Source organism: uncultured Dokdonia sp., from assembly GCF_947492815.1.
GTDB lineage: Bacteria > Bacteroidota > Bacteroidia > Flavobacteriales > Flavobacteriaceae > Dokdonia.
Map to the genome: position 1 here is coordinate 69,803 of NZ_CANLOB010000024.1, position 20,383 is coordinate 90,185.

19 protein-coding genes are annotated in these 20,383 nt (G+C 35.2%); 6 read left to right on the plus strand and 13 right to left on the minus strand.

The features are described 5' to 3' along the window. Position 1: 1 nt before the first annotated feature. From paaB to Q1A01_RS18500, 5 genes are all read right to left on the minus strand, one after another. Complete coding sequence (gene paaB / locus Q1A01_RS18480; RefSeq protein WP_089369517.1) at positions 2 to 289, minus strand: 1,2-phenylacetyl-CoA epoxidase subunit PaaB; 288 nt, start codon at positions 287 to 289, stop codon at positions 2 to 4. A 112-nt stretch (positions 290 to 401) separates the two neighbouring features. Continuing rightward, a complete protein-coding gene (paaA, locus tag Q1A01_RS18485; RefSeq protein ID WP_299683784.1) occupies positions 402 to 1,364 on the minus strand; it encodes a 1,2-phenylacetyl-CoA epoxidase subunit PaaA in 963 nt (320 codons plus the stop codon). Between the two features lie 226 nt (positions 1,365 to 1,590). Further along, the gene (locus Q1A01_RS18490; RefSeq protein WP_299683786.1) at positions 1,591 to 2,664 is read right to left on the minus strand and encodes a 2Fe-2S iron-sulfur cluster-binding protein; all 1,074 of its coding nucleotides are present in this window, start codon (positions 2,662 to 2,664) and stop codon (positions 1,591 to 1,593) included. A 66-nt stretch (positions 2,665 to 2,730) separates the two neighbouring features. Then, positions 2,731 to 3,306, minus strand: coding sequence for a TetR/AcrR family transcriptional regulator (locus Q1A01_RS18495; RefSeq protein WP_299683788.1), 576 nt, complete (start codon positions 3,304 to 3,306; stop codon positions 2,731 to 2,733). 109 nt (positions 3,307 to 3,415) lie between these two features. Beyond that, positions 3,416 to 3,913 (minus strand): hypothetical protein, encoded by a 498-nt coding sequence (locus Q1A01_RS18500; RefSeq protein WP_299683790.1) that lies wholly within the window; start codon positions 3,911 to 3,913, stop codon positions 3,416 to 3,418. A 226-nt stretch (positions 3,914 to 4,139) separates the two neighbouring features. Between Q1A01_RS18500 and Q1A01_RS18505 the strand changes: the two genes are divergently transcribed. Beyond that, positions 4,140 to 5,957 (plus strand): aromatic amino acid hydroxylase, encoded by a 1,818-nt coding sequence (locus Q1A01_RS18505; protein ID WP_299683792.1) that lies wholly within the window; start codon positions 4,140 to 4,142, stop codon positions 5,955 to 5,957. Positions 5,958 to 5,989: 32 nt separating this feature from the next. On the opposite strand, the gene Q1A01_RS18510 is transcribed toward Q1A01_RS18505, so the two are convergent. From Q1A01_RS18510 to alaS, 7 genes are all read right to left on the minus strand, one after another. Continuing rightward, positions 5,990 to 6,640 carry a response regulator transcription factor gene (locus Q1A01_RS18510; RefSeq protein WP_299683820.1) on the minus strand — a complete coding sequence of 217 codons (651 nt, stop codon included), beginning with the start codon at positions 6,638 to 6,640 and terminating at the stop codon, positions 5,990 to 5,992. 288 nt (positions 6,641 to 6,928) lie between these two features. Further along, on the minus strand, positions 6,929 to 9,034 hold the full coding sequence (locus tag Q1A01_RS18515; RefSeq protein WP_299683794.1) for a tetratricopeptide repeat protein: 2,106 nt from the start codon (positions 9,032 to 9,034) through the stop codon (positions 6,929 to 6,931). Between the two features lie 299 nt (positions 9,035 to 9,333). After that, positions 9,334 to 11,181 carry a PQQ-binding-like beta-propeller repeat protein gene (locus tag Q1A01_RS18520; protein ID WP_299683796.1) on the minus strand — a complete coding sequence of 616 codons (1,848 nt, stop codon included), beginning with the start codon at positions 11,179 to 11,181 and terminating at the stop codon, positions 9,334 to 9,336. A gap of 168 nt (positions 11,182 to 11,349) precedes the next feature. Further along, entirely contained in the window at positions 11,350 to 11,886 is a 537-nt protein-coding gene (locus tag Q1A01_RS18525) for a DUF6252 family protein (protein WP_299683798.1), read from the minus strand. Positions 11,887 to 12,127: 241 nt separating this feature from the next. Next, positions 12,128 to 12,745, minus strand: a complete 618-nt coding sequence (locus Q1A01_RS18530; RefSeq protein ID WP_299683800.1) for a DUF4230 domain-containing protein — start codon at positions 12,743 to 12,745, stop codon at positions 12,128 to 12,130. A gap of 55 nt (positions 12,746 to 12,800) precedes the next feature. Beyond that, a complete protein-coding gene (locus Q1A01_RS18535; protein WP_299683802.1) occupies positions 12,801 to 13,769 on the minus strand; it encodes a GSCFA domain-containing protein in 969 nt (322 codons plus the stop codon). 186 nt (positions 13,770 to 13,955) lie between these two features. Then, a complete protein-coding gene (alaS, locus tag Q1A01_RS18540) occupies positions 13,956 to 16,568 on the minus strand; it encodes an alanine--tRNA ligase (protein ID WP_299683804.1) in 2,613 nt (870 codons plus the stop codon). 117 nt (positions 16,569 to 16,685) lie between these two features. Here alaS and Q1A01_RS18545 point away from each other — a divergent pair, with 117 nt between their 5' ends. Both Q1A01_RS18545 and Q1A01_RS18550 read left to right on the plus strand, forming a co-directional pair. After that, positions 16,686 to 17,660 (plus strand): M23 family metallopeptidase, encoded by a 975-nt coding sequence (locus Q1A01_RS18545; RefSeq protein WP_299683806.1) that lies wholly within the window; start codon positions 16,686 to 16,688, stop codon positions 17,658 to 17,660. Between the two features lies 1 nt (position 17,661). Continuing rightward, complete coding sequence (locus Q1A01_RS18550) at positions 17,662 to 17,991, plus strand: MerR family transcriptional regulator (RefSeq protein ID WP_299683808.1); 330 nt, start codon at positions 17,662 to 17,664, stop codon at positions 17,989 to 17,991. Here the strand turns inward: Q1A01_RS18550 and Q1A01_RS18555 are convergent. After that, on the minus strand, positions 17,975 to 18,187 hold the full coding sequence (locus Q1A01_RS18555; protein WP_299683810.1) for a hypothetical protein: 213 nt from the start codon (positions 18,185 to 18,187) through the stop codon (positions 17,975 to 17,977). The genes Q1A01_RS18550 and Q1A01_RS18555 overlap by 17 nt on opposite strands. Before the next feature lie 142 nt (positions 18,188 to 18,329). Between Q1A01_RS18555 and Q1A01_RS18560 the strand changes: the two genes are divergently transcribed. Genes Q1A01_RS18560 through Q1A01_RS18570 form a run of 3 tightly spaced genes read left to right on the plus strand, consistent with a single transcriptional unit; the run spans position 18,330 to position 20,214 of the window. After that, positions 18,330 to 18,932, plus strand: a complete 603-nt coding sequence (locus tag Q1A01_RS18560) for a LemA family protein (protein WP_299683812.1) — start codon at positions 18,330 to 18,332, stop codon at positions 18,930 to 18,932. After that, entirely contained in the window at positions 18,932 to 19,372 is a 441-nt protein-coding gene (locus tag Q1A01_RS18565) for a TPM domain-containing protein (RefSeq protein ID WP_299683814.1), read from the plus strand. Before Q1A01_RS18560 ends, Q1A01_RS18565 begins: the two co-directional genes overlap by 1 nt. Continuing rightward, on the plus strand, positions 19,372 to 20,214 hold the full coding sequence (locus tag Q1A01_RS18570) for a YgcG family protein (protein WP_299683816.1): 843 nt from the start codon (positions 19,372 to 19,374) through the stop codon (positions 20,212 to 20,214). Before Q1A01_RS18565 ends, Q1A01_RS18570 begins: the two co-directional genes overlap by 1 nt. Positions 20,215 to 20,383: the final 169 nt, after the last annotated feature.

Here is a 20,383-nt window from a genome sequence, read left to right on the forward strand (position 1 = left end):
ATTACATATGCTTTACCTCATCAGGCAAATCATAAAATGTAGGATGACGGTATACTTTATCTGCAGCGGGTTCAAATAGTTCTCCATTATTCTCTGGATTACTTGCTGTAATATTACTACTTTCAACTACCCAGATACTCACACCTTCACTACGGCGTGTATATACATCACGTGCATTTTCTAATGCCATTTCTGCATCGGCAGCATGAAGGCTTCCAAAATGTCTATGTTCTAATCCGTTTTTACTTCTTACGAAGACTTCCCAAAGGGGCCAGTTATTTTTTGACATAATTCATGCCCGCGTTAGGCGGGTATCTTTTAAATTTTGAAGAGGATTTATGTTGACAAGTCCTCTCTGCCCTTTGGGCATCTCTCCCAGAAGGAGAGAATATCTTTATTATCTAGATTGCTCTTTTAATATCGTTTTTACGCTTCTCCTTCTTCTCAGCATAAGCCATGGCTGCATCACGCACCCATGTTCCTTCTTCCCATGCACCAACTCTATCTTTCATTCGTTTTTTATTAGAAGGACCATATCCTTTTACAACTTGCCAGAATTCATCCCAATCTATTTCTCCAAAATCATAATGACCGGTCTCTTCATTCCATTTTAAATCTGGATCTGGAATGGTCAATCCTAATAAATCTGCTTGTGGTACGGTTTGATCTATAAATTGCTGGCGTAACTCATCATTTGTCTTACGTTTCAATTTCCACTTCATAGATTGTGCAGTATGTACAGACTCTGCATCTGTAGGACCTAACATCATTAATGAAGGCCACCACCATCTATTCAATGCATCTTGCGCCATATCTTTTTGCTCAGGAGTTCCATTAGCTAGTTTTAACATAATTTCAAATCCTTGACGTTGGTGAAAACTCTCTTCTTTACATACTCTAATCATAGCGCGAGCATATGGTCCATATGAAGTACTACATAAGGGCACTTGATTGATGATTGCAGCACCATCTACTAGCCATCCAATAGCGCCCATATCTGCCCATGTTACTGTTGGGTAGTTAAAGATAGATGAATACTTCGCTTTTCCTGTGTGTAATTGATCATAAAGCTCATTACGAGAAATTCCTAATGTTTCGCACGCAGAATATAAGTATAGTCCGTGTCCAGCCTCATCCTGCACCTTTGCAAGCAAAGCTACTTTACGACGTAATGATGGCGCTCTTGAAATCCAGTTCCCTTCAGGCAACATCCCCACAATTTCAGAATGCGCATGCTGACTAATCTGACGAATGTGCGTCTTACGATACTTCTCTGGCATCCAATCTTTAGGCTCAATTTTTTCATCACGTGCAATACGCGCTTCAAAAATTTCTTCTAAGTTTTTTACTTCTTTTTCACTCATAGTCTTTTCATTTATTTGCAATATTCCTTTGCTTTATTGAGTCTTCCGTCCTCACGGAAGATATTTGAATCACAAAGGCGGAAATCTCTTTAATGTTTCTATTATATGTTTTGCTTTCGCGAAAACCCTCTCTGCCCTTTGGGCATCTCCCCCAAAGGGAGAGAATATACTTCTGTTCTATTTTCAAAAGATTCCCACCTCCGTAGGAATGCTCGTCTAAAAAGGCTTACACATCAAAATTCACTTTTACATTCTCTGAAGTTGGCACGGCTTGGCAACTTAAGACTAAGTTTTGAGCTACTTCATTTTCTTCTAATGCATAGTTAATTTTCATCTCAACAGATCCTTCTTCTACTTTACACTTACAGGTACTGCATACACCTCCTTTACAAGCAAATGGTAAATCTGCACCAGCACCTAATGCTGCATCTAGAATATTATCATATTCATCTGTCATTGTAAAATGAAAGTCTTTTCCTCCATCCACAATGGTAACTTCAACTCCTTCTACTTGTTGTTCTGCAAGTCTAGCAGCGCGTTGTTTATCTTCTTCAGAAAGTCCTGTTACGAATAATTCATAATGAACTTTATCTTTCTCTAATCCTGCTGCAACCAATTCATCGCGTATAAGAAATATCATTTCTTCTGGTCCACAAATAAATACTTCATCTGTAGCCTCTACAGAAATCAATGTTTTGGTAAGCGTTTGTAATTTATCACTTGTAAAGCGCCCATTAAATAACTCGATATCCCGTTGCTCTTTAGTTAAAAAATAGAAAATCTCTAATCTCCCAAAGTATTGATTACGCAGCTGTTCTATCTCTTCTTTAAAGATAATGGATTTTACGGTTCTATTTAAATAGAATAACTTGAATTTAGCATTTGGTTCCAATGCCAAATGTGTTTTAATCATAGATAAGATAGGAGTTATCCCACTACCTGCTGCAAAAACCACATAATTCTTAGCTTGATCTTTTGATACTGCAACACCAAACTTGCCGCTTGGCTCCATAACTTCTAGAACATCTCCTGCTTGTAATTTTTCATTAACATATGTAGAAAACAATCCTCCTGGGATTTGTTTTACAGCAACTTTCCATTCTTTATCTACAGGACTTGAACATAAACTATAGGATCTACGCACATCTTGTCCATCTAATATTGCTTTAAGAGTAAGATGTTGTCCTTGCTGGAAATCAAAAGCGCTATATAATGCTTCAGGAATATCAAAGGTCACTACAGAACAATCTGAAGTTTCTTTATAAATATCTTTAATTGCTATGTTGTGAAATTGTGCCATTATGATTTTTAGAATACTACAAAACTAACAATTGTTAGTTTATTTTCCAAATAAACACATAATTTGCTATTTTTCAACACCTTGAAGAAGCGTCACAGTCAAACCTTTTATTAATTCGTCTTTTTTAAGTTCTCCTTTTTTAGGAATCCACAAATACAGATTGCGCAATGTAGTGAGTATTGAATACAATAAAATCTCAACATTAACATCTTTAAGCTCTCCAGAATCTTTTCCTTCCTGAACAATAGCTTTAAATGTATTTTCATACTGTGAACGTAAATTTAAATAATAATCTAGCTTTCCTTCTAGGTGCATCCAATCATTATTAAGCGCTGCCATACCATACGGGTTATCTGCAGTGAGCGTTATATGCTGAGTTATAACTGCCTTTAATTTTGTAACTGCGTCTGTTTTTTGATGCGTAATCGTATCAATTCCTTCTGTAAATTGCTCTGCAATATCTATAATAATTTCAGAGAGTATTTGCTGTTTTGACGAAATATGGTTGTATAAACTCGCTGCCTTGATACCTACGGCCGCAGCGAGATCTCTCATGGTGACGGCACTATACCCTTTTTCTTTAAAAAGTCTAGCAGCGGTTCTATATATTTCCTGCTTTCGCGAAAGCGTATTTGTTTTCATTACGCGCAATATACACTTTATGAAAGAATCTTGAAACTAGCGTTCTTTGCTTTCATAAAGTGTATAGAGGCAATTTCAACAAAAGATACTTGCTCTTACAAGGGTTTACTTATTGTAATGTAAACTGACCAAAAAATCCTGCCCCTTCTGCTGGTTCTATATTTACTTCATTAAAACTACCATCTGTATTATAGGATAAATTATACGATAGTATATCACGGCACTCATCTTGAAACGTATAATTCCCAGATGTTTCATCTGCTCCAAAACGCCACACTGGGTTACTAATGGTGATACATTCAAACCCTTCTACTTCAACACTTAATGTTTGATCTGATTTTACAATAAATATAGCTATTGTTCCTAATTCAAAAGGCGAATTAGCATCTGCAAATGTGTATTCAACATTATACGTTCCAAAGGCTGTATCTGGCACTGTAGCAGCAGTCTCATCTGCTCCAACAGTTGCCTCACAGATATCTCCATTACACCCTTCACTTGACATTTGTTCTTCCATTTGCTCTTCTTCCATCATTGTGTTGTTATCATCACTACTACAAGCAAAGAAACTAAAGACTACTAAAAAAACGATTATAAATTTTCTCATGGTTTTTATTTTATATTTTTCAAAACTACCAGAGAAAACCCTGAGAAAACATACGTCAGTTGTCGTATATTATCATAACTGGCAAGCTTTTATGAAAGTGAAATTTATGTTGGACTTGTCTTATGATTAATAGAGAATCAACTATAATTGACCTTTTTAGTAAAATCATAAAACTCTATGAAAGGAGTGGTGAAAATTTCCACTAAAGTCATTAATTTTACATTCTATGAGTACTACTATAGAAACCAATCCATTACTGGATCGTTTACCTCCACATTTAAAGCAATATATCAAACCTCAAAACTATGAGGACTATACACCTATTAATCAGGCTGTATGGCGTTATGTAATGCGCAAGAATGTAGATTATTTAGCTAAAGTAGCTCATGAAAGCTATTTAGATGGTCTCAGACAAACAGGTATTTCTATAGATCAGATTCCATCTATGTATGGGATGAATCGTATTTTAAAAGAAATTGGTTGGGCCGCTGTTGCAGTAGATGGGTTTATCCCTCCCAATGCTTTTATGGAATTTCAAGCTTATAAAGTATTGGTAATTGCTAGTGATATTCGTCAATTAGAAAATATTGAGTATACGCCTGCTCCTGACATTATACATGAAGGCGCTGGGCATGCTCCTATTATTGCGAGTCCAGATTATGCAGAATACCTAAGACGTTTTGGAGAAATAGGCGCTAAAGCTATTTCTAGTGCACATGATATGGATATGTATGAAGCTGTACGCAAACTATCTATTTTAAAAGAAAGCCCTCCCCCTAGCCCCCTCCCAAAAGGAGAGGGAACGCTTACTCCTGCTCAAGAAGAATATCTCGATACTATTAAAAAAGCAGAAGAATACGTAGAAGAACTTCAACATAAAAAAGTAGAACCTTCTGAAATTGCATTAATACGTAATTTACACTGGTGGACTGTTGAATATGGACTTATAGGTACAACTGAAGATCCTAAAATTTATGGTGCAGGATTATTATCATCTATAGGAGAAAGCGCTTGGTGCATGACAGATCAGGTAAAGAAATTACCGTATTCGATTGATGCTATTTATCAGGAGTTTGATATCACAAAGCCACAACCTCAATTGTATGTAACACCTGATTTTGCATACCTTATGAAAGTGCTTGAAGAATTTGCGAGTACGATGGCAGTGCGTAAAGGAGGATGGCGCGGACTCAGAAAATTAATTGAATCCAAACAAATAGGTACAATTGAGTTAAGCACAGGACTTCAAGTGAGTGGTATTTTTACACGCATGATTCAAAATGAAGACAATGAAGTTATTTATTTTGAAACTGAAGGTCCTACAGCACTTGCTTATCGCGAAAAAGAATTGATAGGGCATGGTACAACTAGACATCTTAATGGTTTCAGATCACCACTAGGAAAACTAAAAGGGATTAACCTATCCATAGAAAATATGGGACCTAGAGATTTACAGGCATATAATTTTTATGATGGTAAGCCTATTTCATTTGAATTTGAAAGCGGAATCACTGTAGACGGTCTTAACGTTACGGGAATGCGTAATCTTAACGGAAAACTAATGCTCATCCAGTTTACAGATTGTACAGTGCGTTATAAAGATGAAGTCTTATTTTCTCCTGAAATGGGAGACTTTGATATGGCATTAGGTCAAGAAATCTTATCTGCTTTTGCAGGTGCCGCCGATTATCTATCATTCAAATTAGATGAGCATATCGTAAGTTCTACGACTATTAAAAATAACATCTCTGAGAAAGAACAGCAGTTGCTTACACTATATCAAGAAGTACGTGATCTTAGAGAAGGAAATATTTCTGAAGAAAGGTTATCACAAATTTTTGAAGAAGTGTCTACATATCATTCGACTGACTGGTTACTTTCATTAGAAATCTACGAACTTGTTTATGAGAATAATTCCGCTACTTCGACTGCGCTCGTCACAGGTTTCGCGAAAGCGGTTTTAGAACATCTTATAAGACTTAAAGAAGAACGCCCAGAAATCGCGCATCTTATAGAAAATGGTATTGCATTAATAAATCAATAGAGATATTATAGCCTTTTAGTACAGGTAATCTACTAAATCAAGTTATGCCGTTTTGCTTTATGAACTGCTTCTATTTTAGAGTGCACTTGTAGTTTTTTATAGATGTTTTCTATATGCTTTCTAACCGTGCTTGGTGATAAAATAAGGTTCTCTGCAATAACAGTATAACTAAGCCCTTTAGACAATTGTTCTAACACTTCTATTTCCCTTTTAGACAACCTGATTTCCTCTTTATTTTCTAAAAATTTTTCATTTACAGGATTTCTAAGAAGTTTAAGTGTTTTCATAGCAATACTGGGATTCATTGCAGCACCACCATTAATGGTTTCGAGAATTCCTTTATGTAATGTTTCTGGATCTACTTCCTTTAGCAAATAGCCATCTGCTCCAGCTTGAATCGCTTTAAATATATTTTCGTCGTTATCAAAAACAGTAAGCATAATTATTTTAACATGCGGATACTTTTGCTTAACCATTTGCGTGGTCTCAATACCATTAAGAACTGGCATTTCAATATCCATTAAAATAATATCCAGATTATGATTCTCTTCTAGTTTCGTAAGTCCTTGACTTCCATCTAGAGCAATCCACTTAATAGAAATATCATCAAAAAAAGACAATTTATCTTTTATCGCTTTGATAAGAAATGTATTGTCATCTATAATCGCTAGTTTAATATTCATCATTTATAATATACATCAATTTCTTCTTGAACATGTAAAGACTCTTCTAAATTAAACATCAACAGTTTATACATTTTAAGATAATGATGTCTCTTTTGTATTTGCTTTTTATTTATATCTAATCGTTCTTTAAGTATTCTTTTCCTTTGTTTATGAGCACTCTTCAATTGTTGATTTCTTGTTTTAAACAAGAATATACTGAGAGCAGATACTATAAACACAATCAAAAAAATCAGTTTTTCCATACTCTTCTTTTGATTTAAAAGTACGACTAACAAAACATATAAATTATACGTCGTTTGCCGTATTTAATGATAATGGAAAATGCGCTTTAATCGACGTTCCTTCTTCAATAGTTGATACTATCACTATTTCTCCTTCTAATTCTTTGATACGTTTCTTCATATTTGTCAAGCCATTCCCTAAATCTGGACGTTGGGTATCAAATCCTTTTCCGTTATCTACAATAATGGTTTCTAATTGTTTTTGCTTTTGTGAAAGCGTAACACGTATCTCACTAGCTTCAGCATATTTTACGGCATTATTAATAGCTTCTTGTATCATACGATACAGATTCATTCCTTCTACCGAACTTAATGCATCGTTTCTATTAATTTCAGAATTAATGATCAAATCAAAATTAGTTTCTGGTGCAGCAGTACGTGCTTGATCTAATAGGTTTCCTAAGCGCGCTTCTAGATCTTCAAACGTGATCTTTTCTTTATTCATCGCCCAGATGGTATCTCGTAATTCATTAATAGTTGTTTTTGTAAAAGCTCCTATCTCTGTAAGCTTTTCTTTTGTCTTCACCTCTTCTTCTTTCATTCCGTACTTTAAACTGTCTAATGAAGAGGTAATAAAAGTAAGCTGGCTCCCTATATTATCATGTAAATCTCTAGAGATACGTAAACGCTGTTCTTGCAAACGATTCTGGGTTTCTATTTTAACCAACGCTTTCTCAAGTTCATATTCTTTTACTTGTTGTCTGTTTTTAAGGCGTTGCTGGTTATAAAAAAGATAGCCTAAAAGCCCGAGAAACAATGCGCCTCCCCCGACTCCATAAATAAGGTTATTCTTCTTCCGAACTTCTAATTCTTTTTCGGCTAGTGTTGTACGTGTATCTGCAAGTGCTGCTTCTTTTTGGGCAGTTTGAAAACTTATTTCTAATTCATTCACTTTATTTTTTACTTCATTTGAAGATATCGAATCTTTAATATCTACATATTTTTTATACGTACGAAGTGCATTTTCATGATCTCCTTTACTTTCTTCTATCGAAGCAAGTACGGTATATCCATCTTGTTCTCCTCTTCTAAATTTTGTCTTTTTAGACAAATCAAGTGATTTTTTAATTTGCGCTTCTGCTTCAATCAAGCGCTTTTCATTTTTTAAGGCAATTGCAAGATTCAATCTTGAGATAATCTCTGCTATTTTATTTCCTTTCTTTTCATTTAAATCGACAGCCTCAAAACCATACTCAATAGACTTTTTATCGTTTCCAAGGGTTAATTCAATATTTGCTAGATTGACTAATCCCCCTTGTACACCTTGCTCATAACCAATTTCTTTACTTATTTGCAATCCTTCTTCATAGTATTTCTTAGCTAAAAGAATTTTGGTGGTATCATTCTGTTTTTCTCCAGTTTTTCTATTTACAATTCCAAGATTCATAAGGGTACCTACCAAGCCTTCTTTATCACCTGTTATACTATCTATTCTATATGATTTCAAAAGATATTCTTGCGCTTTTTCATATTGATTGAGCTTCTCAAAAAGCATCCCTGTATTATTATACGATCTCGACTCTTCATCTTTATCTCCATTTTTAATAGCTAAGTCTAACGTTTTTTGCCCATAATCTATTGCTTGCTCATAGTTGCCAAGTTGTTGATGACAAAGCGCAATTTTAGAAGCAAAAGACACTTGTTCTTCTTCATTATTTTCTTCTAATGCTATTTTATAACCTACTTCCCAGTCATCTTTTGCATTTGTAAAATCTGATTGATAGTAATAGAAATACCCAGAATCTAAACTAAAATTGATTTTGGTTGTATTATTTATATCTTTTAAAGGAAGCATCTTTTCTCTATGATAAGACGCAGAATCCATATTACTAACATCCAGATAATAAAGCATGTAATTATGATGCCACTTAAAAACAATCGTATCTGGTTGCTTGTTAAGAAATGGTTTTGCTTTTTCTAAATAGTGCGTTGTAGAATCATTTATTTCATATAAATAAGCATGACTAAGATCAAGATATAACTGGCCTTTTACAACATCATTTTTAACGTTTTTAATAAGACGCTTTAAACTATCTACCTCTTTAGTTTCATTTTGAGCGTAAGTGAATTGCACAAAAAAAAGTGCTAACAAATAGTATTTAAATCTCATGATTTTCAGAATGGTTAGTTATTTTAAAAGTAACAAAATCAAAAGAAATGAGAAAAAGCCACAAAAATCGTGGCTTCCTCAAATCCTAATAGTGCCTCCCCCAAGCCACTATTAAAAAGCTATCTTTTTTGATTTTATTGATAATTTTTACGTGCTCAAATATCTATACATACTTGTTACTATGCTATAGGGCAATTGTCGTATTTTGCTTTCGCGAAAGCAAAAAAAGCCAGAACAGATAAAGTATCTTATTCTGGCTCACGTAAAAACCTCAACATTCTGAGCTTTTTTATACGCTGTTATTTTAGATTATACATATAAATAGTACTGTTGTTTGCTTTATAGTACAATACACCAAAATGATCGTCTACGATATACTCTGGTTTTTTATCTCTTAATACAATTTCTTTTTCTATAGCCCCTGTATCTTTATTCAGCTTTACAAGACCTACACCTTCTTCTAATTTTGTCAATATAAATTGTGCATCTTTTGTAGCGGCAGTGGCTTTAAACTTTTTTAGCATTTCTGCAACAGATGCTCCTGTTGCCATTAACAATCCATCTCCTAGATCTGCATATGCTTCTCCTGTTTGGGTGAGGTTACCCAGCACATCTCTACGACTATTGGCCTCAAGATATGATGCGCTCGCAGCTGCTGCAGATGCAACTGCCATGGCTCCTGCTAGTATAGCTCCAAAAGCACTTTTCCCTGGAGCTCGTTTATACTCATGCCATACTTCTTTTCCTTCCCAATCTAACATGGTCATATTTTGATCTGATGTTCTTAAAATACCATTAGATCGCACTTCTATATCTGAAGGCTCTTCTTTTCCTTCAAATTTATTTTCTGTTAGCATAGAAGCTTCTCCTGTTTGGGTATTGATTGCATATAGTTTTTCATCTGTACTTAAAAGATATCTATTATTATTTTGATCTAAGGTTACTGCCACAGCATCTGCACGCTTATACTTTAATGGTTTTTTCCAAGCCTGTTCACCTGTTTCAAGATTTACAATATTACAGTCTGAACTCGTAACATAAATCAACCCTTGATCTGTATCTGCCATGGTAATAATGTTCTCTCCTGTTTTTAAAGGTTTTTTAAACAAAGTTTTTCCATCAAATGAAATTTTATTGATCCCTCCTTCATAGACCCCAAAGAGAATTCCGTCATCCATCACATAAAAATGCTGTACATATCCTTTTGTTTTAGGGGCTTTATCCCAAAGGTCTTCTCCTGAGTTTTGATCTAAAAATGCAATCTTAGATTCTGATCTTCCTGCGGCTAATTTCATCAATCCTTTCTTTCCAGAATTATCCACATCACTTACGATTGCCAGACCTTTAGGGGTTAATGAAAGCTGACTCACACCTCCTTTTACCTTATGAGGTTTTGCCCATTGTACAGTTCCATTAGCACCTATTTTACTGATTTTAGAGTTTTGACCATTGGCAGTTGCTTGAACCGTATATATTTCGGACTGATCATCATTTGTGATCATCGCAGTAACATTCTTTAAATCATTACGCCATAATTCTTGTCCATTTTTAAGATCTATTTTAAAAGTTCCTTTGCTAGAAGACATCACAATACCATCATCCAGTAATAAAGGTTTTCCTTGAAAAAACTCTGAATATTTTAGTTTCAAATAGGTTTCTTGATTTCCTGTATTTAAATCATAAATAGCAATTGCATTTGCATATTTTTCTTTGGCTTTACGTTGCCCTTGGACTACAAGCTTATTTTGCGGCATCATGATTTCACATACATTTACTTGCTTCCATCCATTTTTTTCTGAGCTAAATAACGTTTGACCAGACAGGTAATCAATTACTGTCTTTTTAGTGCTAATTGCGGCAAATCCAGATTGATCTACAGTCAAATAAGGTGTTTGTGGTTTTACATATACTTCTTCCGGCTTAACACGTCCATAATCTGTAAAGTTAAAAACGACTTCTTTAGATTCTGGTTTAATACCTACAAGTCCGTCATTACTTGCTACGATTAAGGTACCCACTTCGGTAAGAATCATTTCATTAATCTTACCATCGATATTGTAAGTAATATCAGGTGTTTCTGCTTTTTGTGCTAGAATATTTGTTGTTACTAGTAAAAGAGTAATTACAAAAAAATGTGCTGTTCTCATTGTTGATTGGTTTTAAATTTTTACTAGTTCAAAAGTCTTAATCACAACGATGTCATTCAATACGTCAACTGCCCTATAATTTGTATGATTCAATTCGTATAACAACAAAAAACGACTCTGAAAAATCAGAGTCGTTCTCATAACTATTAGGATGATATACTATACCTATTATAAATCGAGATTAAATGAACCGTTTGTTATTTCCACAAAATTTGATTCATCGTCTTGACTTCTTGCTCTATAACTAAATGTTCCTCTTACAGTAGTATCTGTAATTTCCGAAATATTTATCTCACCTGCTAAGCTTTCATCAAAAGGTGCTAACCAAGACCCGTCTATTCCGCCGCCGCCAGTATTTCCAGATGCTTCTATATAAGTAGCCGTTGCTGGTATGATTCCGCTATCTGTTGAAACTTGAATAGGATAGGTTCCTTCTCCATCTACACCTACAATCGTTAGTGTTATTGTTCTAGCACTTCCCGCAGATAACGCAGACCCAACAATATTAAGCGTTGTAATTCCTTGCGCTGTAATTTGTGTTGCCATTGTTGCAATGTCACTAGAGGTAAATGACTCTCCATTTACTGTTGCTGCAACTGTACCAGCAGCAGCATTTCCACCATCGCCTCCATCATCATCTGTTTTACAAGAAGTATAGGTTAATCCAATGACACATAGAAGCATTACTAATTTAATTGTTTTCATAATTGAAGTTTTTAGTGTTGTTATTTGATGGTGTAAAATTGATAAAAGAGCATATGAGAATCCATACGGCAATTGACGTATTTATGCAATACACCTGTGATCGCTTTATCACTTTGTTCTCCCTTTGGTCGTGAACCTGCCTGCCGGCAGGCAGGTCTCACAGGTTCGATTTCGCGAAAGCGGTATTTAACACACTATAAAACAATGTAGTTAACGGAAAATGAAATAGGAAGTCTAAAGACTAATCTAACAACTCTTTAAAATCTGAAATACCCGTAATAGGGGTTGTTTCATATTGTAGTGTCCATCCTAAAGAGTTAGTCAAAATATAGATTTTATGAAGTTCTGTAATCAATCTATTTTCGGCATTGGTATATAAACTAGAAGCTTCTATTTTTTTTCGAAGTGTATTTGTGACTCTAGTCTTGATCACATTGTAATCTTCGGCTTCAAAAGGGTTGAATAAATCCTGTTGGATGTCGTAGTATTCTAAATTAGGATTAATGTTTAATTCTGGTTTTGGAATATGAGTAATATAAACGGTCTGTGTTGCTTCGTCTATCTTAGTTTCCACCTTACTAAGGTCATAGGAAATTGTAGCTTTTGCATTGGCAATCACCAATGCTTTTTTAGTAGCTGTGAGTATATCCAAATAAAAATCTTTAGAATCTTCATAGGTAAATACTTCAGCATACTCTCCTTCTGTCACTACGAGCTTCCCAACATTTTTAATGGTTTTTTCAATTAGTGCAGAGTGCTCTTCTAGACGCTGATGATCATCATCTTTAAACTCGCAATATCGAAAACTCAACACAATGAGTATCGCTACAAAAACTCCATATACTATATTACGATTCATAGAATAGTTTACTTAGTCCTACGAATCTACTATATTTTTCGATCATAGCGTCTTACTAAAATTCAATATGAGGATATTCTTGTTGTAATGTTTCTATACGAATTCTTAGTTTTCGAAGAAATTCTTGATGTTGTTCACTGCTTGCATTAAAAGGACGATGCGACAGTCCTTGTCGAATAGATTGTACTTCTTTGAGTGTTGTTTTTGCTTTCGTACTTCGACTAGGCTCAGCATAAACTCCCGCGTATACTTCTAGAAATTTCTCCCAAATATACTCTATAGCTTGTTGGCTTGGGTGTAGCATATCTGTAGCATAAAAACGATAATCACGCAGTTCATCCATCATCAATTCATATGCAGGAAAGTACTGTACTCCTTTTATCTCACAAACTTCATGTACTGCCGAAATCAAATGTGCTTTACTTCGCATATTTTCTACAAAACCATCTTTAAGATGTCGCACTGGAGAGACTGTAAAAACGATAGTCGCCTTAGGGTTTATTTCTTGAATAATTGCACATTGTCGTTTAAGACTTGCCTCCGTTTCTTCTATAGGCAGGATTCCTTTTACAAATTCTTTTTGAGGTACTTTATGACAGTTTGCTACAGCAATCCCTGTTTCTTTATGTTGGTATACCCACGCAGTTCCTAGCGTAATAAAAATATGAGAGGCTTTAGCAATTGACTTTGCAAGTTGTTCTTTAGCTTCGGTTAATTTATCTACCAAAGCAGCTCTAGAAGAGCTATTCAACTGGCTGTGCGCTATAAAAGATTTCCAAATACCGTCCAATTCAAAAATAGTCTCTTCTATACTAGCTGTACTATTATATACATCTTGCAACACACGCTCAATAGCCAGTGGGTGAAAAAGAATCCCATAAGGGTTTACTACTGCTTGAAATTTATTATCTAAAAGTGTATTTCCTATATTTTCAGCAAAGCAAGACCCCAATAACAATACGCTCTCTTCATAACCAAATTGTTTTGAAGCAGGTTGTAATGGGATATTGGTTTGTAGTTTCATAGGACACATTTACAAGGGATTTATTACAATAACCCCTTCCGTCTTTCCATTTACTTTCATGAGTAAATGGAAATCCACCTTCCCCTGAAAGGGAAGGAGCTTTATTTTCTAACATTTATTATTAAGGCACAGTTATCTATATTCTATACGTGAGCAAACGCGAATCGACTATGTCCTATTTTCTTATTAATCTAAAAAACGCTTAGCAGCCTCCAAAGCAGCATCTATACCTGCTGGGTTTTTACCACCTGCGGTTGCAAAGAAAGGTTGTCCACCTCCACCACCTTGGATATGCTTTCCAAGTTCGCGTACCACTTGACCTGCATTTAACCCTTTACTCTCTACAAGTTCTTTTGAGATATAACAGCTCAATAATGCTTTTCCATTTTGTTCTGTTCCAAAAAGCAAGAAAACATCATTTTTATTCTGACCTAACTTAAAGGCTAAATCTTTGATAGCACCGGCATCTAAATCTACTTTTTTGGCTAAGAATTGTACTCCATTAACTTCTTCATATTCCTTTTCTAAATCACCACTTAAGTTTTGAGCTTTCTCTTTAACAAGTGCCTCTACTTGTTTTTTAAGCGCAGTATTTTCATCCATTAAATTGGTAATCGCTTTTACTGGATCTTGCGCATTTTTAAGGGTTGCTTTTACTTTATTATATGCTTCGGTTTCTGAAGTAAAATACTCTTTTGCTGCATCATTAGTAATCGCTTCTATACGACGTATTCCAGATGCGACAGCACCTTCTGAAGTGATTTTAAAATGCCAGATATCTCCTGTACTTTGTACATGTGTTCCTCCACAGAGCTCCATGGATTTTCCGAAACGAATTGCACGTACGGCATCCCCATATTTCTCTCCGAATAATGCAATAGCACCTTCTTTGATCGCTTGGTCATACGCAATACCACGTTGCTCTTCTAATGGCAAACTCTCACGAATACGAGCGTTTACAAAGTTTTCTACTGCTTTTAGTTCTTCGGCAGTTACTTTTGAGAAATGTGAGAAATCAAAACGAAGATTACGGCTATGTACCATACTTCCTTTTTGCTCCACATGTGTTCCTAAGACTTTACGTAATCCTTGGTGTAATAAATGTGTTGCTGTATGATTTGCAGACGTACGGAAACGTTGCTTCTCATCTACGACAGCTTTAAATGTTCCTTCAGTAGATCTTGGAAGATTCTTTGCTAAATGTATAATGAGGTTATTTTCCTTTTTGGTATCTATGATATACACCACTTCTCCATTAGGCACCTCTAGATAGCCTTTATCTCCTACTTGTCCTCCTCCTTCTGGATAAAAAGGAGTTAAATTAAATACCAGTTGATAGACTTCTCCATCTTTTTTACTCTCTGTTTTACGATAGCGTGTAATTTTTACAGAAGTTTCTAAGGTATCATACCCTATAAACTCTTCTTCCGAATCATCTATTAAAACGGTCCAATCTCCAGTATCTACTTTAGACGCATTTCTAGAACGATCTTTTTGTTTTTGAAGCTCTACTTGGAAACCTTCTTCATCTAGCTTTAATCCTTTTTCACTAAGAATAAGCGCTGTCAAATCTTTTGGAAAACCATACGTATCATATAATTCAAAAGCTTTTTCTCCTGAGATCGTATCGCTTTTTGTATTGTTAATTACTGTATCTAATAGGATCAATCCTTGATCTAATGTTCGTAAGAAAGATTGCTCTTCTTCTCTTATCACATTAACAATCAAGTTTTTCTCTCGTTTCAACTCTGGATATGCCTCCCCCATTTGTTTTACAAGTGTATTGACTAACTTATAAATAAAAGGTTCTTTGGTATTTAAGAATGTAAATCCATAGCGTATTGCTCTACGTAAAATACGTCGTATCACATATCCTGCTCCCGTATTACTAGGCAGTTGACCATCAGCAATACTAAATGCAACGGCTCTTAAATGATCTGCTACCACGCGAACAGCTATATCAGTTTCTTCTTTATGCCCGCACTTAAAAGAAGTAATGGTTTCTATTTCACGCATTAATGGTGTAAAAACATCTGTATCATAATTGGACTGTACGCCTTGTAATACCATACATAGTCGTTCAAATCCCATTCCTGTATCAATATGCTGTGCAGGCAAGTTTTCTAACGATCCATTTGCCATACGATTAAATTGCATAAATACAAGATTCCATACCTCAATTACTAATGGGTGATCTTGATTTACTAATGATTTCCCATCTACTTTAGCTTTCTCTTCTGCAGATCGGATATCCACATGAATTTCACTACAAGGTCCACAAGGTCCTTGGTCCCCCATCTCCCAGAAGTTATCTTTTTTATCTCCATTTAGGATACGATCTTCAGCGATAAGATGTTTCCATATATCATATGCCTCTTGATCACGTTTTAATCCTTCTTCTTGATCACCTTCAAAAATTGTCACATATAAACTATCCTTATCAATCTCAAAAACTTCGGTAAGTAACTCCCATGCCCATTCGATTGCTTCTTTCTTGAAATAATCACCAAAACTCCAATTTCCTAACATCTCAAACATGGTATGGTGATAGGTATCTTTTCCAACCTCATCTAGATCATTTTGCTTTCCTGAAACTCGTATACATTTTTGAGCATCAGATATACGCGTATTTTTAGGAGTACTATTCCCCAAAAAATATTCTTTAAAAGGTACCATACCGGCATTTACAAACATAAGTGTAGGGTCGTCTTTTAATACCATAGGGGCAGAAGGCACTATGTCATGTTTTTTGGATTCAAAAAATGCTAAGAATTTTGCACGTATTTCTTGAGATTTCATAGAAGTAATCGTATCGAATAATTATTTTTATCTTTGATCGTTGTGTTGGTATGGGTACGCTTTCGCGAAAGCGTATAAACCATCACTAACATCTGGCAAAAATACACATTTTAACTTATGTCTAAGGTAAAATATTACTATGATAGTGACACGCTTTCTTATCGAAAAGTAGAGCGTAAAAAAGGACGTACCGTAGGGTTTGTTCTATTATTTTTTACAGCTTCTGTTCTTATGGGGCTTATTTTATTAATTGCCATATCTAATTCTGGAATAGATACTCCTAAGGAGCGTAAACTAGAACGAGAAAATGCAAACCTTGTATTACAGCTATCTATACTAGAATCTAAAATGGATCTTGCAAGTAAGGTTTTAGAGAATGTACAAGATCGCGACAATGAGATTTATAGAATTTTATTGGATGCAAATCCTATTCCTGATGAAGTACGTAAAGCTGGTTTTGGTGGTGTAAATCGCTATGAAAACCTAAAAGGTTATGACAACTCGGCTATGATTATTGAGAGTCATCAACGTATGGATCAGATCACAAAACAACTAGATATTCAATCAAAATCACTTGATGAAATTGCAAGGCTTTCTGCAGATAAGGAAAAATTACTAGCTGCTATTCCGGCGATACAACCTGTAAGTAATGAGGATTTAACACGTATGGCTTCTGGTTTTGGATACCGTACTGATCCATTTACAAAAGCACGTAAGAAACACTGGGGAATGGACTTTACAGCCCCAAGAGGAACGCCTGTATATGCTTCTGGGGATGGAAAAGTATCTCGTGCAGACGCAACAGCTTCTGGGTACGGAAAGCATATCCGAATCACACATGGATACGGTTACGAAAGTTTATATGCGCATTTAAATGCCTACAATGTAAAAAAAGGGCAAAAAGTAAAACGTGGTGACCTTATTGGTTTTGTAGGAAGTACAGGACGTTCTGAAGCACCTCATTTACATTATGAAATTTTTAAAGAAGGAGAACGTATTAACCCCATTCATTTTTATTACGGAAAACTTTCTCCTGCAGAGTTTGATGAGTTACTAAAACAATCACTTCAAGAGAATCAATCTTTAGATTAATATGCACGTAAACCTTCCAGAAAAATTATATTATGGTATTGGAGAAGTTTCCAAAGCTTTTGGTGTAAACCCATCTCTAATCCGATTCTGGGAAAAGGAATTTGACGTTTTACAACCTAAGAAAAACGCAAAAGGGAATCGTAAATTTACGCCCCAAGACATTAAAAATCTAGAGTTAATTTATCACCTTGTTAAAGAACGAGGCTTTACTTTAGAGGGTGCTAAAACTCACCTTAAAGAAGGTAAAAAAGAAACGCTTAGTAATTTTGATATCATCAGAAAACTAGAAAACGTAAAAGCACAATTAATAGCACTTAAAAAGAATCTTTAGATTTTTCTATTACTATAGGAGTTTTGGTGGTTTTTGAAGGCACCACTTTGTAAAACCCTACATACAGTAAAGAAAGACTTGCTATAAATGATGAAATATTTGGGATTACATCTTTATGGACAATTCCCATGTATAATGATGCTATCATTCCTAATATCCCTATGATAACTAATACATACTTTGTTGTTCTCATCATCGATTATTTTATACACTTCATAGGTAGATAAAATTCTTATTTTGTTACAGAATCCAGAATATAAGATTTTCTTAACTTGTACACTGTTACTAAATTCTAAGAGATTTTGTAACAAAAATCAATAAACACAAACTAACCAGACATGAAGAAAGGATTAATCGTATTAATAGCAATTGGTGTATTTATTCTCCTTATAGGAGCATGGATAGCTAGAGTGAACAACAATTTGGTTCCATTAGATGAAGGTGTAAATGCACAATGGGGTAATGTAGAAAGCTCATATCAACGTCGCGCAGATTTGATTCCTAACATTGTAAATACTGCAAAAGGATATGCTCAATTTGAACAAGAAACATTGACAAAGGTGATTGAAGCACGTTCTAAAGCGACCTCTATTACCATAGACCCATCCAATATCACACCTGCTCAATTACAACAGTTCCAACAAGCACAATCAGGATTAACTTCAGCATTATCAAGATTATTAGCAACCTTTGAACGCTACCCTGATTTAAAAGCGAATGAAAACTTTAGAGAACTCATCAACGAATTAGAGCGAACAGAAAACCGTATTAATGTAGAACGTAATCGTTTCAATGACAGCGCAAAAGCACTTAATTCTGAAATTAGATTATTTCCAACAAAATTTATTGCTGGATTCTTAGGATTTGACAAACGGGCTTATTTTGAAGCAGACGCTGGAGCTGAAAAAGCTCCTGAAGTAGAATTTGACTTTAGTAAGTAATGGCGTCTACGGTAGAAGATTTTCTCACACAAGCAGAAGAGCAAGAAATTGTTGAAGCAATTCGCATTGCCGAAAGCACTACTTCGGGTGAGATACGTGTACACCTAGAACGACATACGGATCTAGATACGTTTACACGTGCTAAAGAAATCTTCCACATTTTAAAAATGGATAACACCAAAGAAGAAAATGGGGTTCTTATTTACATCGCAGTAGATGACCATGCATTTGCCATCTGTGGTGATCGTGGTATTGACAAAAAAGTACCTGATAACTTTTGGGAGGCTACAAGAGACACGATGAGTAGTCATTTTAAAGAAGGTCGTTTTAAAGAAGGAATTATTCAAGGGATTCAAGATACAGGTAAACGCCTAAGCGATTATTTCCCTTGGCAACATGGAGATATCAACGAACTTCCAGACGAGATTACCACGAGTTAATGACAGATACATTTGCTACATATAAAGGATTCTATATACGCTTTCGCGAAAGCATAAACAACAGCATATTCCTATTTTTAGCATTTCTTTTTTTAGGGAATGGTGTTATTCATGCGCAATTTGATATTCCGCCAAAACCTACTTCAAACGCAAAACAAACAGCGGTTTATGATTATATAGGATTATTAAATTCCTACCAGCAAAAATCATTAGAACAGAAATTAATTCGTTACAGTGATACCACATCCACACAAATAGTAATTGCTATTATTTCTACTACAAAAGGAGAAGATATCTCATTACTAGGTGCTAAATGGGGGCAAAAATGGGGTATTGGACAAGCTAATGAAGATAATGGTATTTTCATTCTATTGGCTAAAGATGATCGAAAGGTAGATATTAATACCGGCTACGGCATCGAATCTATTATTTCGGATCGCGATGCGGAACGTATGATCAATCGAACCATGATTCCTGCATTCAAAAAAGGAGATTTCTATGGAGGTCTTGATGCGGCAACTAATGAGATGATCGCACGTCTTGAAGGTAATTTTAAAGGTACTCGACAAGACAATGACTCGTTTCCTATGGGTCCTGTACTTGTTTTTATATTCTTTATTGTTATCCTCATCATTTTAAGCAGAAAAAATCATCGTGGCGGAGGTCGTGGTGGTCGCAGACATAAAGCAGGCTCTCTTTTGGATGTTATTATCTTAAGTAATATGGGACGTGGTGGCTTTGGAAGCGGAAGTGGTGGTGGAAGTTTTGGCGGAGGCGGAGGCTTCGGAGGTGGTTTCGGAGGCGGAGGCTTCGGTGGAGGCGGTGCTTCTGGAGGATGGTAATGAAAGTACAAGGTTAGAAGTTGGAAGTACGAAGGCTAAAATCACAAATGTAACTAGCCGACAGTTGGTGTGGTTGTTTACAGCTTTTTGTAATTTTTTTATTTTACAAAAAGAAGGAAACTTTCCGTTACTCATCTAACCTCAATGGTAATGAAAGTACAAGGTTAGA